The sequence below is a fragment of the Pandoraea norimbergensis genome, from assembly GCF_001465545.3.
In the GTDB taxonomy this organism is placed as follows: Bacteria; Pseudomonadota; Gammaproteobacteria; order Burkholderiales; family Burkholderiaceae; genus Pandoraea; species Pandoraea norimbergensis.
Genome location: NZ_CP013480.3, coordinates 5,320,252 through 5,342,080, shown reverse-complemented (window position 1 = coordinate 5,342,080; position 21,829 = coordinate 5,320,252). Strand labels below are relative to the sequence as shown.

The 21,829-nt window shown below is 64.0% G+C and carries 18 protein-coding genes and 1 tRNA gene; 7 read left to right on the top strand and 12 right to left on the bottom strand.

Going from position 1 to position 21,829, the window contains the following annotated elements:
* The first annotated feature begins 30 nt into the window (after positions 1 to 30).
* The 4 genes from AT302_RS23380 (at position 31) to AT302_RS23365 (ending at position 2,886) form a co-directional block, all read left to right on the top strand.
* Positions 31 to 804, top strand: a complete 774-nt coding sequence (locus AT302_RS23380; protein ID WP_058376051.1) for an SDR family oxidoreductase — start codon at positions 31 to 33, stop codon at positions 802 to 804.
* A 94-nt stretch (positions 805 to 898) separates the two neighbouring features.
* Complete coding sequence (locus AT302_RS23375; RefSeq protein ID WP_058376050.1) at positions 899 to 1,159, top strand: YkgJ family cysteine cluster protein; 261 nt, start codon at positions 899 to 901, stop codon at positions 1,157 to 1,159.
* Positions 1,160 to 1,293: 134 nt separating this feature from the next.
* Entirely contained in the window at positions 1,294 to 1,932 is a 639-nt protein-coding gene (locus AT302_RS23370; protein ID WP_084656423.1) for a DUF1439 domain-containing protein, read from the top strand.
* 111 nt (positions 1,933 to 2,043) lie between these two features.
* Positions 2,044 to 2,886, top strand: a complete 843-nt coding sequence (locus AT302_RS23365) for an undecaprenyl-diphosphate phosphatase (RefSeq protein WP_058376049.1) — start codon at positions 2,044 to 2,046, stop codon at positions 2,884 to 2,886.
* Positions 2,887 to 2,965: 79 nt separating this feature from the next.
* On the opposite strand, the gene trmB is transcribed toward AT302_RS23365, so the two are convergent.
* The 6 genes from trmB to AT302_RS23335 all read right to left on the bottom strand — a co-directional run bounded on the left by trmB (position 2,966) and on the right by AT302_RS23335 (position 10,545).
* Complete coding sequence (gene trmB, locus AT302_RS23360; protein ID WP_058376048.1) at positions 2,966 to 3,775, bottom strand: tRNA (guanosine(46)-N7)-methyltransferase TrmB; 810 nt, start codon at positions 3,773 to 3,775, stop codon at positions 2,966 to 2,968.
* A gap of 191 nt (positions 3,776 to 3,966) precedes the next feature.
* Positions 3,967 to 4,833 carry a DUF2894 domain-containing protein gene (locus AT302_RS23355; RefSeq protein WP_058376047.1) on the bottom strand — a complete coding sequence of 289 codons (867 nt, stop codon included), beginning with the start codon at positions 4,831 to 4,833 and terminating at the stop codon, positions 3,967 to 3,969.
* Positions 4,826 to 5,518 carry an OmpA family protein gene (locus AT302_RS23350; RefSeq protein ID WP_058376046.1) on the bottom strand — a complete coding sequence of 231 codons (693 nt, stop codon included), beginning with the start codon at positions 5,516 to 5,518 and terminating at the stop codon, positions 4,826 to 4,828. The genes AT302_RS23355 and AT302_RS23350 overlap by 8 nt, the downstream gene beginning before the upstream one ends.
* Complete coding sequence (locus AT302_RS23345) at positions 5,515 to 8,727, bottom strand: DUF802 domain-containing protein (RefSeq protein ID WP_058376045.1); 3,213 nt, start codon at positions 8,725 to 8,727, stop codon at positions 5,515 to 5,517. Before AT302_RS23345 ends, AT302_RS23350 begins: the two co-directional genes overlap by 4 nt.
* Positions 8,708 to 9,514 carry a DUF3348 domain-containing protein gene (locus tag AT302_RS23340; protein WP_064674996.1) on the bottom strand — a complete coding sequence of 269 codons (807 nt, stop codon included), beginning with the start codon at positions 9,512 to 9,514 and terminating at the stop codon, positions 8,708 to 8,710. The genes AT302_RS23345 and AT302_RS23340 overlap by 20 nt, the downstream gene beginning before the upstream one ends.
* 230 nt (positions 9,515 to 9,744) lie before the next feature.
* Complete coding sequence (locus AT302_RS23335; RefSeq protein ID WP_058376044.1) at positions 9,745 to 10,545, bottom strand: alpha/beta fold hydrolase; 801 nt, start codon at positions 10,543 to 10,545, stop codon at positions 9,745 to 9,747.
* Positions 10,546 to 10,664: 119 nt separating this feature from the next.
* Between AT302_RS23335 and AT302_RS23330 the strand changes: the two genes are divergently transcribed.
* Positions 10,665 to 11,582 carry a LysR family transcriptional regulator gene (locus AT302_RS23330; protein WP_058376043.1) on the top strand — a complete coding sequence of 306 codons (918 nt, stop codon included), beginning with the start codon at positions 10,665 to 10,667 and terminating at the stop codon, positions 11,580 to 11,582.
* Positions 11,583 to 11,601: 19 nt separating this feature from the next.
* Here AT302_RS23330 and AT302_RS23325 read toward each other — a convergent pair whose 3' ends face one another.
* The 3 genes from AT302_RS23325 to AT302_RS23315 all read right to left on the bottom strand — a co-directional run bounded on the left by AT302_RS23325 (position 11,602) and on the right by AT302_RS23315 (position 13,779).
* Complete coding sequence (locus tag AT302_RS23325; RefSeq protein WP_058376042.1) at positions 11,602 to 12,786, bottom strand: MFS transporter; 1,185 nt, start codon at positions 12,784 to 12,786, stop codon at positions 11,602 to 11,604.
* Positions 12,787 to 12,915: 129 nt separating this feature from the next.
* On the bottom strand, positions 12,916 to 13,497 hold the full coding sequence (locus tag AT302_RS23320) for a TetR/AcrR family transcriptional regulator (protein WP_058376041.1): 582 nt from the start codon (positions 13,495 to 13,497) through the stop codon (positions 12,916 to 12,918).
* A gap of 208 nt (positions 13,498 to 13,705) precedes the next feature.
* Positions 13,706 to 13,779, bottom strand: a tRNA-Gly gene (locus tag AT302_RS23315).
* Positions 13,780 to 14,404: 625 nt separating this feature from the next.
* On the opposite strand from AT302_RS23315, the gene AT302_RS23310 reads away from it, so the two are divergent.
* Positions 14,405 to 15,196 (top strand): hypothetical protein, encoded by a 792-nt coding sequence (locus AT302_RS23310; protein WP_058376040.1) that lies wholly within the window; start codon positions 14,405 to 14,407, stop codon positions 15,194 to 15,196.
* 167 nt (positions 15,197 to 15,363) lie between these two features.
* Positions 15,364 to 16,053: a hypothetical protein gene (locus AT302_RS23305; protein ID WP_058376039.1), complete on the top strand. Its 690-nt coding sequence runs from the start codon at positions 15,364 to 15,366 to the stop codon at positions 16,051 to 16,053.
* Positions 16,054 to 16,133: 80 nt separating this feature from the next.
* Here the strand turns inward: AT302_RS23305 and AT302_RS23300 are convergent, their stop codons facing one another.
* The 3 genes from AT302_RS23300 to AT302_RS23290 all read right to left on the bottom strand — a co-directional run bounded on the left by AT302_RS23300 (position 16,134) and on the right by AT302_RS23290 (position 21,758).
* Positions 16,134 to 17,324 (bottom strand): MORN repeat-containing protein, encoded by a 1,191-nt coding sequence (locus AT302_RS23300; RefSeq protein ID WP_084656421.1) that lies wholly within the window; start codon positions 17,322 to 17,324, stop codon positions 16,134 to 16,136.
* A 226-nt stretch (positions 17,325 to 17,550) separates the two neighbouring features.
* Positions 17,551 to 18,618 carry an RNA methyltransferase gene (locus tag AT302_RS23295; RefSeq protein WP_058376037.1) on the bottom strand — a complete coding sequence of 356 codons (1,068 nt, stop codon included), beginning with the start codon at positions 18,616 to 18,618 and terminating at the stop codon, positions 17,551 to 17,553.
* Positions 18,619 to 18,734: 116 nt separating this feature from the next.
* Entirely contained in the window at positions 18,735 to 21,758 is a 3,024-nt protein-coding gene (locus AT302_RS23290; RefSeq protein ID WP_058376036.1) for an autotransporter family protein, read from the bottom strand.
* Positions 21,759 to 21,829 lie beyond the last annotated feature (71 nt).

Sequence of the window (21,829 nt, the reverse complement as noted above, 5' to 3'; positions counted from 1 at the left end):
AGAACAACAGGCATGACGACGGGAGCAGTGATGAAACGGGACGCAATCGACAAGGCAGTGCGAGCGGACGCCGAACGCCATCTGGGACGGGTGGCACTGGTGACGGGCGCGACCAAGGGTATTGGGCAGGAAGTGGCACGCTCGCTCGCCGAGGCGGGCATGACGGTGGTGGTGGGGGCCCGCGACGAGGCCCGGGGTGAAGAGGTGGTGGCGCCGCTGCGCAAGGCGGGTTTTCAGGCTGAGACGCTGGTGATCGACCTGCTCAAGCCGGAGACGCTGCACGCGGCGGCCTACCGGATCGGGCGCTATCACGGGCGGCTGGACGTACTGGTGAACAATGCGGGCATTACCGATCCTCGCGACGACACCCCCGAGCGGGCGTCCATCGAGGCGGTCGAGCGGGTATTCGCGACCAACTTCTTCGGCACCTTGCGGGTGACGCAGGCCATGTTGCCGTGGCTGTCGCGCTCGGACGCCGCGCGTATTGTCAACGTGTCGAGCGGTCTGGGCTCGCTCGCCAACAACGGCGACCCGGCGTGGGAGCATGCCGCGTTCAAGCTGATCGGCTACAACGCCTCTAAGGCGGCGCTCAACATGCTGACCGTGCAGCTCTCGCACACGTTGCGCGAGACGGCGATCACCGTGAATTCCGTCGACCCGGGCTACACGGCCACCGACTTGAACGGCAAACGAGGCACCCAGAGTGTGGAAGACGGCGCGCGCAGCGTGGTGATGTTGGCGCTGGGCGAGCGCGGGGCGGTCAACGGCGGCTTCTTCGACGTGGCAGGCGCGTTGCCGTGGTGATCGGGTGAAGGGGGAGGGCAGGTTGTGCTCGCGGTAAAATGCGCAGCCTGCTTGTCCGGTGACACCTCCGCCGCCGGCCCCAACCGAACGTTTCATGAACTGCCGACCGCATTGCGCGGCTTGTTGTATCGCGCCTTCCATCTCGTCCCCGATTCCCGGCATGCCGCACGGTAAGCCCGCAAACACGCGTTGCGTGCAACTCGACGAGGCCGACCGCTGCCAGATCTTCGGCAGCCCGCTGCGCCCGGCCGTGTGCGGCTCGTTGCAACCTTCGTTGGAAATGTGTGGCAACGACCGCGAACAGGCCGTGCGCTGGCTGTCCGAACTCGAAGCGCTGACCGCGCCGATGCAGTAACCGGCAGATCACCCCCACGCATCAAACCTCATCCGCCACAGCGCTATGCCAATAGGCACCGGGTAGTTCGGCGTCATAGGCGGATGCTATAGTCGCGCGTGTCGGGCGCTTGGCGCCCTGTAGTGGAACGAGACATGGCGCGTCAAACGCATCCGGACCGGCAACATCATCAGCAGTGCGAGGCATTGGACGCACGCGATGTGCACGAAGCGGCGAACCCTTCGCGTCGTCGCTGGCTGACGCTCACTGGCGCATCGGCACTCGCTGCTGGGCTCGCCGCGTGTGCCGGTTTGCCGTTCGGCAACGACTACACGTTTTCAGAAAGCCAGTTGCAGCGCGCGTTGGAGCGCAAGTTTCCGTTCGACCGCCGCGTGCTGGCCGTGCTCGACGTGAACCTGTCGCACCCGCGTCTGACGCTGTTACCCGAGCGCAACCGTCTGGCGGTGGCCGTCGACGCCACGGTCACGCATCCGCTCGGCGGCGCACCGCTCACCGGGACGCTGGCCATCGACAGTGCGCTGGCTTACGACCCGGCCACGATGTCCGTGGTGCTGCGCGACCCGGAGGTCGAAACGTTCACGATCGATGGCTTGCCTGAACGCTGGTCTCGCCAGTTGAATGCGGCGGGAGCGTTGCTCGCCACGCAGTTGCTGCAAGGCGCGCCGATCTACACGTTCAAGCCCGAGCAACTGACCATCGGCGGCGTGGCGCGCCAGCCGGGCCAGATCACCGTGCTTTCCCACGGTGTGAACGTCAAATTCGATTCCCGTTGATCCCGCGCGGCCAAGCCTCGGCGTTAAGCCGTTAAGCGCCCTACGGCTCACCTAATTTTTTCCGCGTAAAACCTCTTTTTCCGATTTCAAGACTTCTCAGGAAACCATTGCATGGACTTGTTGCTGGCGCTTAAGGCGATCATTCTCGGTGTGGTCGAAGGTCTGACCGAATTCCTCCCGATCTCATCGACCGGTCACCTGATTCTGGCCGGTAGTCTGCTCAACTTTAACGACGACAAAGGCAAGGTCTTCGAGATCATGATTCAGTTCGGCGCGATTCTGGCTGTGTGCTGGGAGTTTCGCGCGAAGATTGCGCGCGTCATGGCCGGGCTGGGCAGCGATGCCACCTCGCGCCGCTTCGCCATCAACGTGATCGTCGCCTGCCTGCCGGCCATCGTGCTGGGGCTGCTGCTCGGCAAGCACATCAAGGCGATGCTGTTCAATCCGACGGTGGTGGCCACCGCGTTCATCGTGGGTGGCGTGATCATTCTGCTGGTCGAGCGTCATAACCGCCGCAATGTCGAAGCGGGCCAATTGCCGCGTGTGAATTCCATCGACGATCTGTCGGTGGCCGACGCGCTGAAGGTCGGCTTCGCACAGTGCCTCGCGCTCGTGCCCGGCACGTCGCGCTCGGGGGCCACGATCATCGGCGGGATGATGTTCGGGCTGGAGCGCAAGGTGGCGACCGAGTTCTCGTTCTTCCTCGCGATTCCGATTCTGTTCGGCGCAACCATCTACGAACTGTACAAAGCGCGTGCCACGCTGTCGGTGGACGACTTCAGCCTGTTCGGCGTGGGGTTTGTGGCGGCGTTCATCAGCGCGTTCATTTGCGTGCGCTGGCTGCTGCGCTACATCGCGTCGCACGACTTCACGGCGTTCGCGTGGTACCGCATCGTGTTCGGTCTGGTGGTGCTGGCGACCGGTTACAGCGGGCTGGTGGTCTGGGCAGACTAAGCATCACGGATTGACGCAATGAAAAAAGGGCACCTCGCGGTGCCCTTTTTCGTATGCCTCAGCCTTTCAATCGCGCCGTTCAGCCGCGCTTTTTGAAGACCAGATCCCACACGCCGTGACCGAGGCGCAGGCCGCGATTCTCGAACTTCGTCACCGGACGGTAGTCGGGACGCGGTGCATAGTCGGCGGCGGTGTTCTCGAGCGTCGGCTCGGCGCCCAGCACTTCGAGCATCTGCTCGGCGTATTCCTGCCAGTCGGTCGCGCAGTGCAGATAGCCGCCCGGTTTCAGGCGCGAAGCGAGCAGTGCGACGAACGGCGGCTGGAGCAGGCGGCGCTTGTGGTGGCGTTTCTTGTGCCACGGGTCTGGGAAGAACACGTGAACACCGTCGAGCGACGCCTCCGGCAGCATGTGCTGAACCACTTCCACGGCGTCGTGCTGGATGATGCGCACGTTCGACAGCGGGGTGGTCCCGATGAGCTTGAGCAGTGCGCCCACGCCCGGCTCGTGCACTTCCACGCCGAGAAAATCGTCGTCAGGACGCACGTTGGCGATATGCGCGGTGCCGTCGCCCATGCCGAAACCGATTTCGAGAATGCGCGGAGCGTTCGGGCGCTCGAAGGCGGCCGGCCAGTCGAGCGTTTCGGGCGCGTAGGGCACGAGGAACTTCGGGCCGAGCGTATCGAACGCGCGCTTTTGCGCTTCCGAGCTGCGACCGGCACGGCGCACGAAGCTGCGGATACGGCGCGGGTGCGCAACGCCGTCCGGGCCGACCTGGGCTTCATCGTCTTGCGCGTCAGAGGTGTTCGGCGCGTCGAGGTCGGCGTCGTCGTCGTGGGCCGGTTGCGCGTCGTCAGCCGGCGGTTGTCCGTGGTTGGCGTGGTTCGTCATGGAAGCAGAAAGCCGTCGGGGGCGACGGCTTGTCGAGGAAGTGCTGCGGCGGGCGGCGCGCTTAGCAGTGAAGCCTGCGCTGGCGCCCAACACGATGATTTTTCAAAGGATTTTCCCGCGCCTTGGCGGCGGGAACGAGCGCGATTATCGCCCGGAACGGCCTTGACTGGCAAGTTGGCCCCCGGGGCCGCTCAACGCGCCTTCGCCCGTGAGGGCTTGGCCGACGCTGCGACACGCGCCGCGCTCTTGTTGCGCATTGCGCCGGCGCTGTCCATGTCTTCGAGCCACGAGAGGGCGTCGGCATGGCGCAGAAAGTGGCGCAGATAGTCGGGCGACACGTCATGCATGAGCGAGAGCGCGCGATGCACGAGATGGCTGGAATTCAGCGGCCCGGCATTCTCCGGCACCTGCGCCAGCGACTGTCGCAGATTGCCGTCGGTGCTGAGCTTCGACCACGTCTCGCGGAAATACTCCAGCACGTCCATGTCTTCAAAGCTGTCGTCCGTCGCGATGACGCTCGGCGGGGCAGGCGGAGCGGCCGGGAGCGTGGCGGGAGCGGGAGCCGTGGCGGACGGCGCGACGAAGGAAGCGGGACTAGCCGGACGCGCAGCGGGTGTCGTGTTCGCGGGGCGCTTGCTGGACGCTACCGACCGTGCGGGCCGCTCGCCGACGCGTTGCGTCATGTCGGCGATCAGGGCAGACAATGGCGACAATGGCGACAATGGCGACGGGGGCGACGGGGGCGACAGAGAAGACGATGCGGCAGCAACCCCGCCTTCCGGCACCGTGGCAGCGCTGCCTTCGGCGTCCGGTGCTGCACCGCCCGTCAACGCCTTCGAGAACGCGTCGACGAGCGTTTGCAGGCGCGCGTCCAGCACGCGCCTTGCTTCGCCCGTATAGGTCGCTGATCGCCGCGCCAGCGCTTCAATGAGGTGAAAGCGAACTGGGTCGCGTTTGTCGGCTTGTTGCGCCCGCCAGAGGTCGAGCTGCGTCTGCCAGACCGATTGATCGGCGGTGTCGGCGGTGCCCGCCGAATCGGCGGTATCAGCGTCAGCCATTTGTCTTCCCGGCCTTGCTGGCATTGCTCGCATTCCCCGCATTCCCCGCACTACTGCGCGGCATCGGTGCAATTTCCACACGGCGGTTCTTGGCGCGGCCAGCCTCGTCGCCATTCGACGTCACGGGCTGCTCTGCCCCGAACGCGGCCGAGAACACCGACGACGGGGGAATACCTGCCGCGATCAATTCGCGCGTGACGGTGAGTGCCCGTTGCGCGGACAACTCCCAGTTATCGGCAAAGCGCCGGTTCGTCTCACGCACTTGCTGGTCGTCGGTGAAGCCGCTGACCATCAGAATCTCGTCGCTCACCTTCAGGTAGGCGGCGAGCGGCGCGGCGAGACTGCGCAGCACTTCGCGGCCCTGCGGCTGCAACTGATCCGAATTCAGCGCGAAGAGCACGTTGCCGCTGATACCGATGCGGCCGTTCACGATCGTGACGCGTCCACCTGCCAGCGGCCCGGCGAGCGCTTTCTCCAGCGTCTCGCGGCGTTGCGTTTCGGCCTGACGCTCCTTCACCTCTCGCTCCAGCTTGGCCGACAGTTCGAGCTGCACGCCGATCACACCGAGCATGATCAGCACGAACGCGCCGAGCATCACCGACATCAGATCGCCGAACACGGCCCACGCCGGTGCGGCGGCGCCAACGTCGCCGTCGGCCATCTCGGAGTCGAAGTCGTGGCTCATGCTGCCGCGCTACCCGGTTGTGCGCGGGCAGCGCCGAGCTGTTGCAGGTTTTCGAGAATCTGCTTTTGCGACATCACGCTCAGCTCCACCACTTCGCGCGCTTGCGCGACGTAGTAGCCGAGTTGTTCGTCGCTGCGGGCCATCGACTTGTCGAGTGCCGCCTCAATGCGTTGCAGATGGTCGAGCAGTTGCGTGTTCGATTCGCCGAAGGCCTGCACGGCAGCGCCGAACGTGTCGCCAAGGCTCGCCACTTCCACGGCGCTGCCGGTGACCTGCGCCGATGCGGCGGCCAGTTTCTCGGTCTGGGCGGCGATGGTGTCGCCCAGATTTGCGCTGGCACGTTCGAGCAACTGCGCCGACGTGGTGACGAGATCGTCGACCGCCGCGCGTTGTTCGTTGCCCGCATGGCGGACCGTGTCGAGCAGCGTGCCGAGTGTGTCGAGCAGACGCGAGCGTTCTTCCAGCATGGCGTTGTCGCGCACCATGCTGTCCGAGAGCTTCTGGCGCAGTTCGGCGATGATTTCGGCGGCAGCCTTCGGCGCTTCGGCGGCGGTCTGCATCAGGCGCGAAATCTCGGCGATGGTGTCGCTCGCGTTGTTGCGCGATTGTTCCGACATTTCGAGCGCGGTGCGGCTGAGCGTCTCGCAGATGGTCTGTTGCTGATCGGCCGTTTGTGCGCCCATCTGCTGCCATTGTTCGCGCAGTGTCGCGAGCGTGCCTTCGAGCGTTTCGGTCCATGCCGACAAGCGTTGCGTCTCGCGCTCGGCGGTGGCGTCGTGATGCGCGGCGTTGGCGGCGTTCAGAGCATCGAGCAGCGACGCGCTGTGTTCGGTGAAGGCCGTCGTCGTCGCGGCAACGAGTTGCTGGTTGCCGCCTGCCAGTTGTTCGCTCACGCGAGCGTGTTCGGCGATGGCTTCGCGCCAGGCGTGTGCGACGTTGGCCGACGCGGCGTCCATCTGCGTCGAGACACCTTGCAGCAGTTGCGTCGAGCGCGTGTCGAAGGTGTCGGCAAAGCGCGCGAGTGCGGCGGCGAGGTCTTTCGTGAGCGAGTCGTTGGCCTGTTGCTGCGCAGTGATGGCCTGCTTCCACTCGCCGGAAACCACCGCCGCCGTGTCGGCAACGCTTTGCATTGCGCCTTCCGTGCGCGTGCTCACACCGTCCACCAGATGCGCCGAGCGTTGCTCGAATGTTTCCGTGAAGCGGCTCAATGCGGCGCCGAGATCGGCAGCCAGCGACGCGTTGGCGGCCTTTTGCAGCGCCAGCGATTCGTTCCACACTTGCGCAACACGCTCGTGAGCGCCAGACACGTTACCGCTTGTCGTGTCGAACTTTGCGGCCACGTCGCTGATCAACGCATTCGAACGCGCGTCGAACGTCTGAGCGAAGCGTTCCAGCGCGGCACCGAGCGCCTGCGTCATCGTGTCGTGCGAGAGACGTTGTTGTGTCAATGCCTGATCCCACACTTGCGCCACACGCTCGTGCGCACCGGACACATTGCCGCTGGTCGTATCGAGCTTCACGGCCACGTCGCTGATCAGCGCATTCGAGCGTGCGTCGAACGTCTGCGCGAAGCGCTCCAACGCGGCACCGAGTTCCTGCGTCATCGTGTCGTGCGACAGACGTTGTTGCGTCAGTGCCTGATCCCACACCTGCGCCACACGCTCGTGCGCGCCGGTCACGTTGCCACTCGTCGCGTCGAGCTTGGCCGCCACGTCGCCGAGCAACGCGCTCGAACGCGCTTCAAAGGTTTGTGCGAATCGTTCCAGCGCCGTGCCGAGATCCTGCGTCAACGCGTTGTGCGAGCTTTGCTGCTGCGCAAGCGCTTGTTCCCAAGCCTGCGCGACAGTCGTCTGCGCAGTGGCGATGCTGCCAGTGGCGTTATCGAGGCGCGTGGTCACATCGGCCAGCAGCCCCGCAGAGCGCGTTTCGAACGTTTGTGCGAACTGCGTGAGCGTCGCGCCGAGTTCCTTCGCGAGCGCATCGCTGGTGCGTTGCTGTGCGGCGAGCGAGGCTTCCCACGTTTGCGCCACACCGGCGTGTGCCGTGCTCACCTGACCGGTCGCGCTTTCGAGCCGGGTGGCAACGTCGTCGACGAGGCGCGCCGAGCGTGTCTCGAACGTCTGCGCGAACTCACCGAGTGCACCGCGCAGATCGATCGCGAGCGACTCGTTGGTGCGCAACTGCGCGTCCAGCGAATCCTTCCAGACATTCGCCACGCGCGAGGTCGTTGCTTCGAAGCGCTCGGAAAGACCGTCCATGCGGTCTTGCATGGCGGACGACACCGTCTGGTGCCACGACGCGGTCTCGCGCGCCAGACTGGCCATCGTCGCTTCGACTTCGGGGCGAATGGCGGCACCGGCGGCGCTGGCCGTGGTCGTCACGCTGTCTTTCAGATACTGCTGCATCGCGTTTGTGAGCTGCGCATACGAGGCATCCGTGCGCGCGTGCAAGGCATCCTGATTCGCCACGAGGCGTTCGCCGAGGCCCTGACTCTGGCGCTCCATGGCCGCCATCATGTCTTGCAGACGGTCGACCAGCGCGGGCATTACAGCGGCTTGCTGCTGAAGCAGTTGCAGTGTGGTTTCGCGCTGATGTTGCTGCGAGAAGCCGCGCAGCGTGGTGACAATGCGCGCGTCGAGCGACTGCACCACTTGCGCGCGCTGTTTGCGGGCGAGTGCGGCGAGCAGGCCGAGCATGGCCGACGTCGCGACACCGGCGACCGAGGTGCCGAAGGCAAAGCCGAGGCCCTTGACCGGCGAGGCGAGCGACGCACGAATGGCTTGCAGGTCGGTCGCGCCTTCGAGGGCGATACCGGTGCCGCGCAGCGTTGCCGCCATGCCGAGGAACGTGCCGAGCATGCCGAGCAGCACGAGCAAGCCGACGAGATAGGGCGTGAGTGCCGGGCCGGGCAGGCCGACGCGCTCGCCTTCCACGCGCAGGCGCACGGCGGTGCGCAGGCCGGCGGGCAGCGTGTCGAGCCATGACGGCAGTGACGCCGGGGGCGTATTCAGTTCGCCAACCGCCTTCGCGAGCGCGTTGGAAGACTGATGAAAGCGTTTGAGTTCAAGCGCACCGAACAGATAGACGGCGGCGATGACCAGTGTGACGGCCAGCGCGAGGGTGTTGGTGCCGGCATAGCCGATGGCGATCCAGCCGACAACGGCCAGTCCGGCGACAAAGGCGACGAGATCAACGAGGTAACGATTCATGTTGTCCGGGTTCACTAACGTTTTCGCCGGGTTCAATCGCGAGCTGGGCGGCGAGCAGCCCTTCAAGCGGTTGAAGGCGGATATCGAGTTCTGCGAGCAGGATGCTCTGCATGTCCCGGTGGAAAGTGTCGAGCCACGTGCCTGCCGGGGCGAGCGGCGGGGCACCGGACACGCGCGGTGCGGCCAACGCGGCCTGTTCGGTATCGCGCAACTTCACGAAATGGCCTTCGAGCAGGTTCGGCACACTGGCGAGCAAGGTGCGCTCGCGGGCGCCCAGCACGCGCTCCATGACGGCATCGACACTGGCCAGACGGGCGGCGTCTGGCGACATCAACGCCAGTTGTGCGCGCATGCGGGTGCGCAGCGCGCCGATGGCCGTGTCCATGGTCTGTTGCGACGTGGCGTAGCGCTGCCGATAAGCGGGAAACTCGGCAAACGAGGCGGCCCGCTGACGCTCGGCGGCGCTCATTGCCCGAATTTGCCCGCCGGGGGCGGTGGCCAGACCGCAATCGCGGGCGATGGCGGCGGCGAGGTCCGTGCGTACGCGTGTCAACTCCCGGCTGCCGCTGGCCGAAGCCGGGGCGGCCGTACGCCCGCCGGGCGTTTCGGCCGGCGAGGAGGCTTTGAGAGCCGACGACAGGGCGATGGCGTCGGTCCAGCCCAGCCACTCACTCATGCGGTCCGAGAGCGACGGCGCGGCCTCAGGCGGCGTGAACGTGCTCAGACGGGCCAGCGAGCGTATGAGTGTCGGGGCGCTGATTACAGGACGCCGGGGCACTTGCACCATTCCACTGGGGGGTCAAAAACCCAGCAGTTTACACTGCGCGGCCCCCGGCACCCCCGGGTTGAGGTTCGCCGCCCGTGCCGGCAACGTTCATGACACGCTCGTGACGCGGCATCTATCGCGCACAACGGTCGGTGGTGAAAGGAGAGTGGGTGCTGACTGGCGGCGTGCCGAGGACGGGGAGTAACGGGTCCGGCGCACACCGAAACCCGTGGTGCGGCACGCGATCCGTGTCATTGCGGCGGCATGAGAAACGCGATGATCGCTTTCGAGAACGGCTCGGGAAATTCCACGTTAGACAAATGCACCGCAGGGAACACTTGCAGGCGGGCGCCGGGAATCGTGTTCGCGATAGCTTCCCCGAGCGCGGAGGAGGTCACCGTGTCGTATTCGCCGCAGATCACGAGTGTCGGGCGAGTGATGGCGGCGATATCGCGCCGGAGGTCTGTCTGCTGGACAGCCGCCCACGAGCCGGCCAGCCCGTGGCGGTTGGTCGCGAGCAGCGTTTCGCGAAACGGTACGACCGCCGGATCGTCGCCATCGAGCATGGGCGCCGGAAACCAGTTACGAAGAAACGTTTGCGTGGTCTCGCGCATGTCTCTCGCCTGAAGGACGGCAGCGATCGACGCGTCCCAGATGTCGGCCGGGCCGAGATAGGCGGCAGTGTTGCTCAGAATCAATCGGTCGATGCGCGCGGCGGCATGGATGCCGAGCCATTGCCCGACGATGCCTCCGAGCGACAGCCCGAGAAAGTGCGCGCGGGCGATATCCAGATGATCTAGCAACTCCACGACATCTTCGCCAAGACGCGCCAGTGAATAGGGGCCGGGCGGCACGCTCGACGCGCCATGGCCGCGCGCGTCATAGCGCAGCACACGGAAGTGTTGCGAGAAGTCGGCGATCTGCGCGTCCCACATGTGCAGATCGGTGCCGATCGAATTCGAGAGCACCAGCACGGGCGCGTGATCGGGGCCATCGAGCCGATATGCGATACGCGCGCCGTCAGTGGTGTCGAAGAAAGAAAGGTTGTCCATCGTAGCCTCCGGGGAGATCAGGAAAAAGACGTTGTGGTCAGTTCGTGAAGTCCATTCTGGGTGAGGCTGGAAATGATTTAAATTACAAAGATCGGACGATCTTTGTCAAAAGAGATGACATGACGGAATTCACCCTGCACGACCTGCAATGCTTCGACGCCGTGATCCGCGAGGGCAGTTTTCAGGCAGCGGCGGCGGTATTGCACCGCACGCATCCGGCCGTGTTCGCGGCGGTGGCAAGGCTGGAGCGGCAGACGGGCCTCGCGTTGCTCGACCGCAGCGGTTATCGCGTGAAGCTAAGCGATGCAGGCGAGTCGTTCTACCGGCGTGCGCAGCCATTGCTGCGCGAAGCGATGGGCTTGCGACAGCACGCCGAGCAGTTGGCGATGGGCGAAGAGAGTGAGTTGAACGTGGTCGTCGGCGACCTGTGCCCGCGCGGCTTGCTGCTGGGGCTGCTGGCGCGGTTCTTCGCCGAGTGTCCTCACACGCGTCTGCAATTGCACTTCGAGACGGTGGGCGGGCCGATGGAACGGTTGATGTCGGGGGACGCGGATCTCATCCTGCACCGCGTCGACAAGCGCGATGCCGACATTGCGTGGATCGATCTGTGCAAGGTGCGGCTCGTGCCGGTGGTGGCACCGCAAATGCTCACGGCACCGCTACCGCGCCTCGTGCGTCCGGCGGACATGCGCGGCTACACCCAATGCGTCATGCGCGATTCGGCGCGGCAGCCGGGCGGCGAGAGCTTCTTCGTGATCGACGGGGCGCATCAGTGCACGGTGGCCGATCAGGCGATGAAGAAGGATGTGATCGTGCATGGCTTGGGCTGGGGACACTTGCCTGCGCATCTGATCGAGGAGGAGCTGCGCAGCGGCGCGCTCAAATCCATCGCTAGCCGGCATCTGCCCGTGCACACAGAGGAAATCGTCGCGGCGCGGCGTGCCGAGGGGCCGCATGGGCCGGTGGCGAACCGTCTCTGGGCGTATCTCCGCCGTGAGGTTGAGGCGGCGGGCGAGGGTGGCCCGGAGACGGTGTAAAGCGTGACAGCGAGCGTGTTCAGCAGGTGGCGTCGGCGGTTTGCGCGAGGCCGCTGCGCAGATATGGCAGCAGGCTGGCGAGACCGATGGCAGCCATGGCGGCGCCGATCCAGAGCGGCGCGCGCATGCCGTAGCCCGCGTCGATTGCGGAGCCGCCTGCCCAAGTGCCGAACGCGAGACCGGCCGTGATCACCGAGGTGTGCATCGTATTGACGAGCGGCCCCGGCGCGGCGGCGCGCATCACGCGCGCGACCATGGCGGGGTTGAGCGACACGCCGGTCAGGCCGATGGCGGCAAACGCGGCAATCCCCACCGGCGTGATATCGGCCCACAACGCGAAACTCACCAAAGCGAGTGCCAGCACGCTCAGGCCGACGACCAGCACCGTGAGCGTATGGCGGTCAGCAAACCGGCCCGTCACGGCATTGCCGATGATGTTGGCGATACCGTACATCGCGAGCAGATTCGGAATCGTGGCGGCGGATACCCCAGCGACGTTCAGGAAGATCGGCGAGAAGTAGCTGAACGCGGCGAAGGTCGCGCCGATGATCAGGCCGCTCGTGATGAAGGCGGCCCACAGCGGACGATTGCGCAGGGAACGGAATTCGGCCGCAAGGCTGACAGTCTCGCGCTTCTCGGTGGCAGGTGCCCATAGCGCGACCGCCACGGTGCAGAGCGCGGCGAGTACGGCGACCAGCCAGAAGCTGGCACGCCAGCCGAAGTGCTGCTCGATGAACGCCGTGAGCGGCACGCCCACGACGGGCGAGAACATCAGGCCGCCAAGCACGAACGACGCCGCACGACCGCGCACCGACGGCGCGACGAGGTCGGCGCACAACGTGAGCGCGACACCGAACGTAGCGGAGCTGGCCACGCCCATGATGATGCGAGCGAGCGCCATCACTTCATAGCGCGTGGCCACGGCGGCGAGCACACCGCCCGCCACGTTGATGACGAGCAGCCAGACGAGCGCTTGCTTATGCGGCGTGCGCAAGGCGAGCAGGAGGGCGGTGAGCACTGGGCCGCCGATCGTCATGCCCAACGCATAGAGCGAGATCAGGTTGCCGATGTCGCCAATGCCAACGTTCATCGCATGGGCGAGCGCGGGCATCATGCCGGCAACCATGAATTCCGCCGTGGTCATGGCAAAGACGGTGAGTCCTAATAAGTACACGACCGGTGGCATCGAGGTTTTTTGCGTCATATCTGTAACGATCATTCAATATTTGGGGGAAGAAAAAGCCCAGAGGGCTTTACGCGCGAATGTCGGGTGATGCTTGTGTGTTGGGTGCGTTGCGTGTGTCGGTCGCGTTTGCGTCGGCAATCGAAAGCGTCAGAGCTGGGCGATCGTGCCTTTCATGATGTCTTCGAGAAATGCGCGGTCGCAGACGGTGCGTCCGAGGGCGCGCAATCCGAAATAGCTGCTGATGTACATACGGGCGACGAGGAGTGCGGGCCGATCGGTGGAGAGTTCACCGCTGTGTTGTCCGATGGCGATCAGGTGCACGAGCACTTGTTCGATACGGGTGAGATAGGCCTGACTGATCTGGCGCACTCTGGGGTCTTTGCCGCCGCGTTCGAGGGCAGCGAAAAGACCCATGCAGCCGCGTCCCTTCTGGGGATCGAGGTCTTGGTCGATCCCCCATTGCATGAGGGCGCGCAGCCGGTCTTTGACCGCGCCGGGCGCGTTGAGAATGTCGACTTGCGTCTGAAGCCCGAGCGTCTGATAGCGCTCGAGGGCTTCGTGATAAAGGTTCAGCTTATTGCCGAAGGCGTTGTAAAGACTGCCGCGCCCGAGGCCGGTGCATTCGACGAGCGTCTGCGCCGACGTGCCTTCATAGCCGTTCGTCCAGAACGCATCCATGGCGGCGTCGATGACGGCCGCGTCGTCGAATTCTCTGGGTCTGCCGCTCATGTTGATGTGCCTTGATAAAAGGGGGCGAAAACGGGGTAAGGCATTGGACGACGTCAATACGCCAGTCCGGTAGACGAGACTATAGGCGATTATTTAACGACTGTTCCAATAACCCGATATCGGTTGTGGAATTGATGTCAGGGCGGTGGGAGATGCGGCGCGCAGAAACAAAAAAGCCGTCACGAGGACGGCTTCTTCGAAGAATCTTTGGAGCGGGCGATGGGAATCGAACCCACGGCTCTAGCTTGGGAAGCTAGGGTATTACCATTATACGACGCCCGCGAAGAACGCCATTCTAAGCGCGGTTTGGGGTTTTTGGCAATCTACCGTGTTTCTTCGGTCGGTACGATTCGGAGCGGAGCATCTTGAGATCGATTCCCTCGATCCTCCAAATTCTTTCTTTTCACTTATCCATCGAATGCAGTATTGACGCCATTCCCGATGTGGTGCATTTTGCGCGCGCAACGTCTTTGAAGGGCCGCGAAACGTGCCAATACACCGATGTTCCGCGGCGTCCCCCTCTCGTAACGTTACGTATTCGCCCTTCGTAACGCTTTCTCTCGTTTGCACCTCGTCGCCTTAGTTCGAACGTTGCACACACCGATCGAATTATTCAAATCCAATCGTCTTGATCAACTGAAGACAGTCATGGCGAAGACGCGTGCCTCTCGGTCTAAACCCTGACGCCGATTTTCAATCCCGATTCTCGATTGGCATACAAGTTGCTCAGTCTCTCCGTAGACGAACGGCAAGCTGGATTGGGCGCAACCATAACGCGCTCACCACTGATCCGGTCGTCTCGGGGGGATGATCACACACGAGGCGACACATCGTTCGCACGTGCTCGGTGGCCATATCTCCAGTGCTTTGAAGCCCATAACAGAAACAAAATTGGAGAAGCCACACCATGAAAAATGTCTCGTTAGCTCTGCTCGCTCTGTTCGCCTCGATCGGCGTTGCCCATGCACAAGTGCCGAGTGCTTCGGGCACCGGCATCATCAGCAACACCACCAACGTGTCCGGTTCTGCCGCAGCCGTAGCGCCCGGTCAGTCGTACACCGGTGCCAGCGCCACGCAGATGTCGTCGTTCACGCTGCAACCCGGCTCGACGACGAACACCTACGCCAGCACGCAGATGAATCTGGTGGGGACGACGCAGACGTCGGGCTCGGCACTGGCATTCAACGCATCGGTTGGCGGCGGTAGCGGTGGCGCCATCGCCCAAGGCACGACGAGCTCGACGGCCAACGGCACGCTTGCCTTCCCGAGTGCACATGGCACCGGTACCGGCAGCGCGACGTCCGGTACATCCAACTACGCACAGGCGGGCAGCAACGAAGCCAACTCGAACGCGTCAGCTAGTGGTGCGAACTTCTACAGCTCGATTCAACAAGACGTTGCCTACACCGGCCCGCAGTACAACGGGTTCTCGGTGACCAACACCACGAGTGCTGGCGGCAGTGCGAGTGTCGATAACATCGCTGCGACCGGGCTTGCCGCACTCACGAGTGCCAATATCAATCTGACCAACATCCCGAACGTGAACCAGATCGGCGCGGGGGCTACTTACAACGAGTCGTCGGGCTTCGCCAACACGCTGCACAACACGGCGAGCAGCAATGCGTCGTTTGGCGTGACCGTCAAAGCGGACAACACGTCGCCGCTGGCGGTCGTCCAACTGCCGACGCCGACGCACTAAGTAGCCGGTTGGCGCATGTCGCAGCTTCAACGTGACTTCGCCAACCGCTCGCCGGCAGCATCGCGTCGATAACGCATGACGCGCGCGAGCGGGCAGGTGCCCTACGCATCATCGGCACCTCGTCCGCCGCACGAGCGCACACAAAAAACACACTGAGGGGAAACATCATGAAGAAGATTGCACTCTTCGCCGGTCTCGCCATGCTCGCGTTCTCGGCGATCGGGCAGTCCATGACCGGCATGGGCAGCGGTACCGCTTCATCGGGCGCGACCGGCGGTGCGCTCAACATGGATTCACACGCGATCTACAACACCGACACGCGTTTCTCGGCATCGACCGCCGTGGGGCCCGCGCTGACAACGTCAACCGACACCTGCATGGGATCGACCAGTGTCGGTGGCTCGGGCACGATGTTCGGCTTTTCCATTGGCACCACTTGGACCGACCATCATTGCGAGACGCTCAAGAACGCGCGAGAACTGCGCAGCATGGGGCAGGTGAAGGCATCGGTGGCCGTGTTGTGCACCATCGCCGAGAATCGCTACGCGTTGGCGGTGACGGGGGTGCAGTGCCCGATGACCCAAGACGAATGGGAGCGCGCCGGGCGTCCGACGCTGAACTCGGAAGGGCTCGCCAATACCAAGGAAGGCAATCTGGGGTTGGTGGTGCTCAACGATGCCCTCGCCGCGCAAGCACAACCGCAACCGGTATCGACACCCCAAACCAAGCAGGACGAAATCGAAAGGCGGCTCGCTCAGGTGCGTGTCGAGCAGGAACAACTGGCACGGGCACTTGATATCCAGCTCAGGGCCTTGCGTATCGCGCAGTCGGACCGCGCGAAGGTCGGTTCGAATTGAGCACCTGCGCTCTGGCCCCCGCGATCCCGGTTCAGCGACAATCGATGCGTCGCGTTCACGGCACGCGGGAGCGCCACCGCTTACCTGACCCCGCCAAAACTGCGTGACCCGTTGCCCGCCGTAGTTTGTCTGTAATGGCACTGTCCGTTGAGCCGGCTGCCGTCGTAACGCAGCTTCTCCGGATAACCGTCGTTCGCCGATTTACACGCGATGAATTCGACCGGCTGGGTGTTGTCGGGCGCGTTGACCTCGATGAACGACGACGCGCCGACAACGACGTTGGCCGAAGCACTCGTGCGGTAATTCGTGCAAGCATTGGATGTCACATCGAAGCCAGTGCGTGCCGCGTTGCTGATGCTGGTGTAGCAATAGATCATCGACACTTCAAAACCGCAGCTATTGTTGATTCGCATCGAATACTTGTGGCTGCGCGTCAGGCTCAAGCAGTTGTTGACCATCGGCTGCGTCTCGGCGCCGTTCATCCCGCTGGTTGCATTGCCACTGGCCGCTGTGTTCGGCGCGCTGTACGCCCGCGCCGCGCTGCCACCACCGCCAGCAGAACTATTCATGACAGATGCCGCCGCCTGAAGCTGTGCGGCGTTCTTCCCGCCCGCCGCCGCCAGACCTTGCGCGATGGCGCCCAGCACCGCTCCGAATCCGGCACCGCCGCTGCTTGTTTGACTCGACGCCTGTGCCGGCTCATAGCGCAGCGCAATGCGCTTGCCATCGGTGTATCTCGCAATGGCCTCGCCATTGGCGGCGCTCAGGTTGCCGTTCATGAAACTGCCATTGCTTTGATCGCCCTCAAAGCGATTGCCGTTCGCATACGTGTAAATGCCGTACCCGGTGCGCTGGCCATCGACAAAATCACCGGAATACGTGTCGCCGCTGCTCCATGTGTAGTTGCCTTTGCCGGTACGGAGGTCGTTCTCGAACGCCCCTTGATAACGATCGCCGCTCGCCCAGTAATACTCGCCAATGCCCTGACGTTTGCCTGCCCGCATGGTGCCGACGAAGCGTTGCGAATAGCTGCCGTCCTGAAACCAGGTCAAGGTCCCCGGGCCGTCGACATAGCCGCCCACACACGCGCCATCCCAAGTCACGGTTTCCGTGCTCGTCGCCGATGGCGTTCGGTTCCACGTCTGGCAGCCTTGCGTGGTCATTGTCCAAGTCGATGGAAGGGCTGGCGCGCGCGGCGCCGATGCGCATGCGGCGAGCGTGCTCAGGCTGCCCAGCAAAACGAGTTTCGTGAAATCAAGTGCGTTTCTCATGGTCTTCTCCCCACGTTCTGAGTGTTATCGATCCGACGCTCGTATGGATCCGAATCCACCGGGTCGTGAGGACGGCGGCGGCAAGCGTGGACACCCTTATGCAGGGTTTCGCAAGCGAAGATTACTCAGTGGGAGGCACAAGCTCCATCATCCATGTTGATGATGGTCGAACGGCGGGGGATTACCAGCGCGTGATGCTGGTACTTGGAAAACAGTCGTGCGAGAGCTATGCCGCTTCCGGCTTTACCGCACGCGAGCGGCGCAATTCGACCACCTGCACCTCGCCAGCGGCACCAGCAACCGCACGCGCGCGCAACTGCCCGCAACCGCCGTCGACGTCCTGACCGGCGCTGTCTCTGACCTTGGTCAGCACGCCGCGGCTGTGCAGATAGCGGACGATCTCGCGAATGCGTTCGCGATCGGGGCGCTGGTAGTCGTCACCTTCGAGACTATTGAAGGGAATGACGTTGAGCACGCCATATTTCCCTTTGAGCAGGCGCACGACGGCGTCGAGTTCATCGTCGCCGTCATTGATGCCTTTGAGCAGCGTCCACTGGTACTGGATCGGATAACCGGTGTCGCGGGCGTACTTTTCACCGAGTTCGACCAGCGCATCCGGTGCGATTTTCGGCGCGCGCGGCAGCAGGTGCGCGCGCAGTTCCGCCTTGGTGGTGTGCAGCGATAGCGCTAACGCCGGCTTGATGCGCTGGCGCGGCAGTGCCTCGAACACGCGCGGGTCGCCCACGGTGGAGAACACGAGATTCTTGTGGCCGATATTGCCTTCGGTGCCCAGCAGGTCGATGGCTTCGAGCACGTTCTCAAGGTTGTGCGCCGGTTCGCCCATGCCCATGAAGACGACTTTCTTCACGGCACGCAGACGTCGCGCCAGCACGACCTGCGCCAAGATTTCCATGCTCGAAATCTGGCGGATCAGACCGCTCTTGCCGGTCATGCAAAACCGGCAGCCAACCGCGCAGCCGACCTGCGTGGAGACGCAGAGTCCGTCACGTGGCAGCAATACGCTTTCCACCATCTGCCCGTCGGCAAGTTCGACGAGCAGGCGCGAGCCGTCGTTGCCGGCATGCTCGGAACGCACGCGCGCGAGCGCATCCAGTTCTGCGGTGATCGTGGGAAGGGCGTTGCGTAGCGCCAGCGGGAGGAAGTGCTCCGAGCTTCGACGCCGCGTGCCGGTGTCGAGCGCCTGACCGTCCAGCCAGACGCGCGCCACCCGGCCGCGATGGACGGGCTGAGCGCCGAGTGCGGCGAGGCGTTGGTCGAAGTCGGAGAAGCGCATAGGGTGCGGATTCTACGCCACTTGCGCTCGGGCACTCAAGGCGACGGCATGACACCATTGGAAGACCAATATCACACCGCGCCGTGACACTACGCGCCTTGGGTCAGGTCAACCCATCACCACCGATACCGATACCCCACCTGTCCGTACACATTCCGACGGTAATCGCCGCCCATGTTGCGGGCGTACTTCACACTCGCGTAAAGCGACGACGTGCGACCGAGGGTTGCATCCAGACCGGCACCGATTTCAAACCACGTCTTTGCAAGGCTGCTGTCGAAGCTCGCGCCCGCCACGTTGGTCGCACCCGGCGACAGGAAGTCGTGCACGACGTCGGCGCTCACGTAAGGAGACGCCGACCCAGCCCCTGCGACGTTCGCCAGATCCGGGGCAGCGAACTTGACGCCCAGACGCCCACGCAACGCATTCGTCGTGTTGCCCGACACCGTCGACAAGCTGTCGCTGAACCCGTTCAGATGCAGGTACTGATAAGCCAGTTGCGCCTGCGGCTCCACGGTGAAACCCGAGCCGAGAATCGCGAACCGGTGGCCGATCTCGCCGGAGAGTGCCGCACCGAAGCCGTTTTGCGTGGCCCCAATGCCCGTCACATCGCTGTACTTGTTGCGATAGTGCGTGACCTGGGTCGTCACGTCGGCATAAGCGCCCTGCGGCAGAATTCGTGTCCAGTAGGCGCCCACCGATTGCGCCTGCATGTTGACCGAACCGGTCGCCGCCGAGAGCGTCGGGTCAAGCGTGCGTGCGCTGTCGGAGAACGACGCCGATGCCGTCCCGAACGTGGCCGTCACCCCCGCCAGCGTGCTGCCGCCCCAGCCCGATGCGTCGGTATTCAAACGCCACTCGCGCCCGAACTGGGCCGCGAACATGCGCTCATCCGCATCGAAACGCCCCGACATATTGGCGTCCATCGACTTGCCGTACACGCGGCCCCACACGCCATTGGACGTGTCGTCGCCCGCAGTGCCGGTGGCTCGCGCATTGCCCATGCGTTCCTGCAAGCGGCCCAGCATGGTGAAACCAAAATCGGTGTTCAACTGCGGCGTCATGGCGTAGGCAACCGTCGCTGCGCGGTAAGCAGTCTGGCCTGAGGCGTATGACGTCGACAAGAACCAGCTCGGGTCGCCGCCCGCCGGACCGATCTTGCGAAGCAGGTATTGATATGCGCCCGCCTGAATCGGCGCATCAAGCTTGAATGCGCCGTCTGAGGCCGTCCCGTTGACCTGCACGAGCTGAATGCCGCTACCCGAGGTCGGCGTGCCGGTGCCCGAGACCTTCAGCTTGAGCAGGGTCGTGCCGCTCGCATTGCCGTTGATGACGAGTTTGTCGGATGCCGTTGTGCCGTCGGCGGCGATGGTGGCGCCCATCAGCGCGGTTGCGTTGTTGCCGACGTAGTCGCCCGCAATCGTGAACGTGCCGAGATTGCCTGTCGTGGCCCCGGGCGATGCGCTGCCGACCGCGAGAATACCGGCGTTCGTCACGCTGCCCAGCGTGCCGCCGTAGCCTGCCAGCGTCGCACCGGCAGCCACCGTCGTCAGGCCGCTCCCCAGTGTCGCGTTGCGGTGCGAGGCGTCACCAACGATGATGGTGGCACCGCTGGCAATCGTCGTCGCGCCGGCGTACGTGCTTGCCCCGTTGAGAGCAATCGTGCCCGCGCCGAGTGCCACTGCCGAGAAGTTCGAAATCGCGCCGTTATAGCTGAACGCGTTGCCGCTGCCGGGCGTGATCGTCAGGGTACTGGTGCCCGTGCCACCGGACACGTCGCCGTTCACTACCGCTGCGCCGCCAATAATTTGGAGGCTGCTGTTGCCGCTGCCCAGATCCACGGCTTTGCCGCTCTGATCGGCCGTGATCGTGCCGTAGTTGATCACCGTCGCGTCGTTGGCGCCGGTGTTGACGGCGGCTGCCGTCGCACCGCCCCCTTCAAGCACACCGCCCGCCTGATTGATGATCGTCACCGTCATGGCGTTGCGGCTGCCGGTCACGGCAATCGCCGAGTCGCTTTGCCCGCGAATGAGGCCGCTGTTGACGATGGTCGAATTGACGTAGATGCCCTGCGGTGCGATGGCCAGACCCGTGGCCGGGTCCTTGTCCACGCCGGCGAGCGTGATGCCGCGACCGATGCCGCCGGGCGTGTTCTCGCCGACGATGGTGCCGCTGTTGACGATCGTGCCGCCACCGACCGTGACGCCTTCACTCACGTCGTTGAAGGCGCGCGCGCCGCGAATCGTGCCCGAATTGGTGATGTTGACGATACCGTCGACGTCCACACCATCGCCGTCGCCCGTCACGCCATTGCCAATGATCGTGCCGCTGTTGTTGATCGTGACGACTTCCTTGGCATTGAACCCGTCGATGTTGATGCCCGAACCGTTCATGCCCTGAATCGTGCCGCCGGCATTGTTCGTGACGGAGAGCTTGAACGTTCCGTCCGTGGTCGTATCGACACCGCCGGTGATGCCGTGGCGCGCGCCTTGAATCAAGCCGGTGCCCGCATTGACGACGGTGATGCCGCTGTTGGACTGGGCGTCGATACCGTCGCTGCTGCTCGTGCTGCCGGGGTTGTTGGTCGAGCGGATGATGCCCGCGTTGTTGACCACGCCATTGACGCCGGGGCGCACGGCATCGGCTTCGTTTGCCTGAATGACGCCACCGGCGAAGTTGTTCAGGACATTGGTGCCGGTCGTGATCGCGTTGAAGTCGATCGCCTGACTGCCGCCGCCGGAGTTGTTGGTCGATGTCAGCGTGCCGTAGTTGTTGAACACGACGTTGCTGTTCGCCTTGTTCATCTGGATCACGTCGGCGTCGAACGTGGTGATGCTGGCCCCAACTCCGTTGGTGACCGTCAGGGTCAGGCCCCCGGTGTTGTCGCGTATCGCGCGTCCGGTGCCCGTCATATTGATCGAGCCGTTGTTGACGATGGTGGCGTTGCCGGTCGCGGTAATGCCGACACTGCTGCCGCCCACGGACAAGACGCCGCCGCTGGCAATCGTGCCGGATTGCCCGCTGGAGAGCGTCTGCGCGGTGGTGGACGTCTGTCCGTTATTGATGAGGAAGTTGGCGGCGAGGGCGTGCTGCTCGGCGAAAAGCGCGATGACGCCTGCCAGAATGGCAATTGGTTTCATAAACCCCGATGTCCTCTTTGGAACTTGTTCGAAGTCGCAGAGTATTCGTCGGTGTCATGACGAATTGATGA

What these genes read in the sequence shown, in the direction of transcription:
- AT302_RS23380 (WP_058376051.1), top strand. Translation starts at nt 31, where the DNA reads ATGAAACGGGACGCAATCGACAAGGCAGTGCGAGCGGACGCCGAACGC.
- AT302_RS23375 (WP_058376050.1), top strand. Translation starts at nt 899, where the DNA reads ATGAACTGCCGACCGCATTGCGCGGCTTGTTGTATCGCGCCTTCCATC.
- AT302_RS23370 (WP_084656423.1), top strand. Translation starts at nt 1,294, where the DNA reads ATGGCGCGTCAAACGCATCCGGACCGGCAACATCATCAGCAGTGCGAG.
- AT302_RS23365 (WP_058376049.1), top strand. Translation starts at nt 2,044, where the DNA reads ATGGACTTGTTGCTGGCGCTTAAGGCGATCATTCTCGGTGTGGTCGAA.
- trmB (WP_058376048.1), bottom strand. Translation starts at nt 3,775, where the DNA reads ATGACGAACCACGCCAACCACGGACAACCGCCGGCTGACGACGCGCAA.
- AT302_RS23355 (WP_058376047.1), bottom strand. Translation starts at nt 4,833, where the DNA reads ATGGCTGACGCTGATACCGCCGATTCGGCGGGCACCGCCGACACCGCC.
- AT302_RS23350 (WP_058376046.1), bottom strand. Translation starts at nt 5,518, where the DNA reads ATGAGCCACGACTTCGACTCCGAGATGGCCGACGGCGACGTTGGCGCC.
- AT302_RS23345 (WP_058376045.1), bottom strand. Translation starts at nt 8,727, where the DNA reads ATGAATCGTTACCTCGTTGATCTCGTCGCCTTTGTCGCCGGACTGGCC.
- AT302_RS23340 (WP_064674996.1), bottom strand. Translation starts at nt 9,514, where the DNA reads ATGGTGCAAGTGCCCCGGCGTCCTGTAATCAGCGCCCCGACACTCATA.
- AT302_RS23335 (WP_058376044.1), bottom strand. Translation starts at nt 10,545, where the DNA reads ATGGACAACCTTTCTTTCTTCGACACCACTGACGGCGCGCGTATCGCA.
- AT302_RS23330 (WP_058376043.1), top strand. Translation starts at nt 10,665, where the DNA reads ATGACGGAATTCACCCTGCACGACCTGCAATGCTTCGACGCCGTGATC.
- AT302_RS23325 (WP_058376042.1), bottom strand. Translation starts at nt 12,786, where the DNA reads ATGACGCAAAAAACCTCGATGCCACCGGTCGTGTACTTATTAGGACTC.
- AT302_RS23320 (WP_058376041.1), bottom strand. Translation starts at nt 13,497, where the DNA reads ATGAGCGGCAGACCCAGAGAATTCGACGACGCGGCCGTCATCGACGCC.
- AT302_RS23310 (WP_058376040.1), top strand. Translation starts at nt 14,405, where the DNA reads ATGAAAAATGTCTCGTTAGCTCTGCTCGCTCTGTTCGCCTCGATCGGC.
- AT302_RS23305 (WP_058376039.1), top strand. Translation starts at nt 15,364, where the DNA reads ATGAAGAAGATTGCACTCTTCGCCGGTCTCGCCATGCTCGCGTTCTCG.
- AT302_RS23300 (WP_084656421.1), bottom strand. Translation starts at nt 17,324, where the DNA reads ATGAGAAACGCACTTGATTTCACGAAACTCGTTTTGCTGGGCAGCCTG.
- AT302_RS23295 (WP_058376037.1), bottom strand. Translation starts at nt 18,618, where the DNA reads ATGCGCTTCTCCGACTTCGACCAACGCCTCGCCGCACTCGGCGCTCAG.
- AT302_RS23290 (WP_058376036.1), bottom strand. Translation starts at nt 21,758, where the DNA reads ATGAAACCAATTGCCATTCTGGCAGGCGTCATCGCGCTTTTCGCCGAG.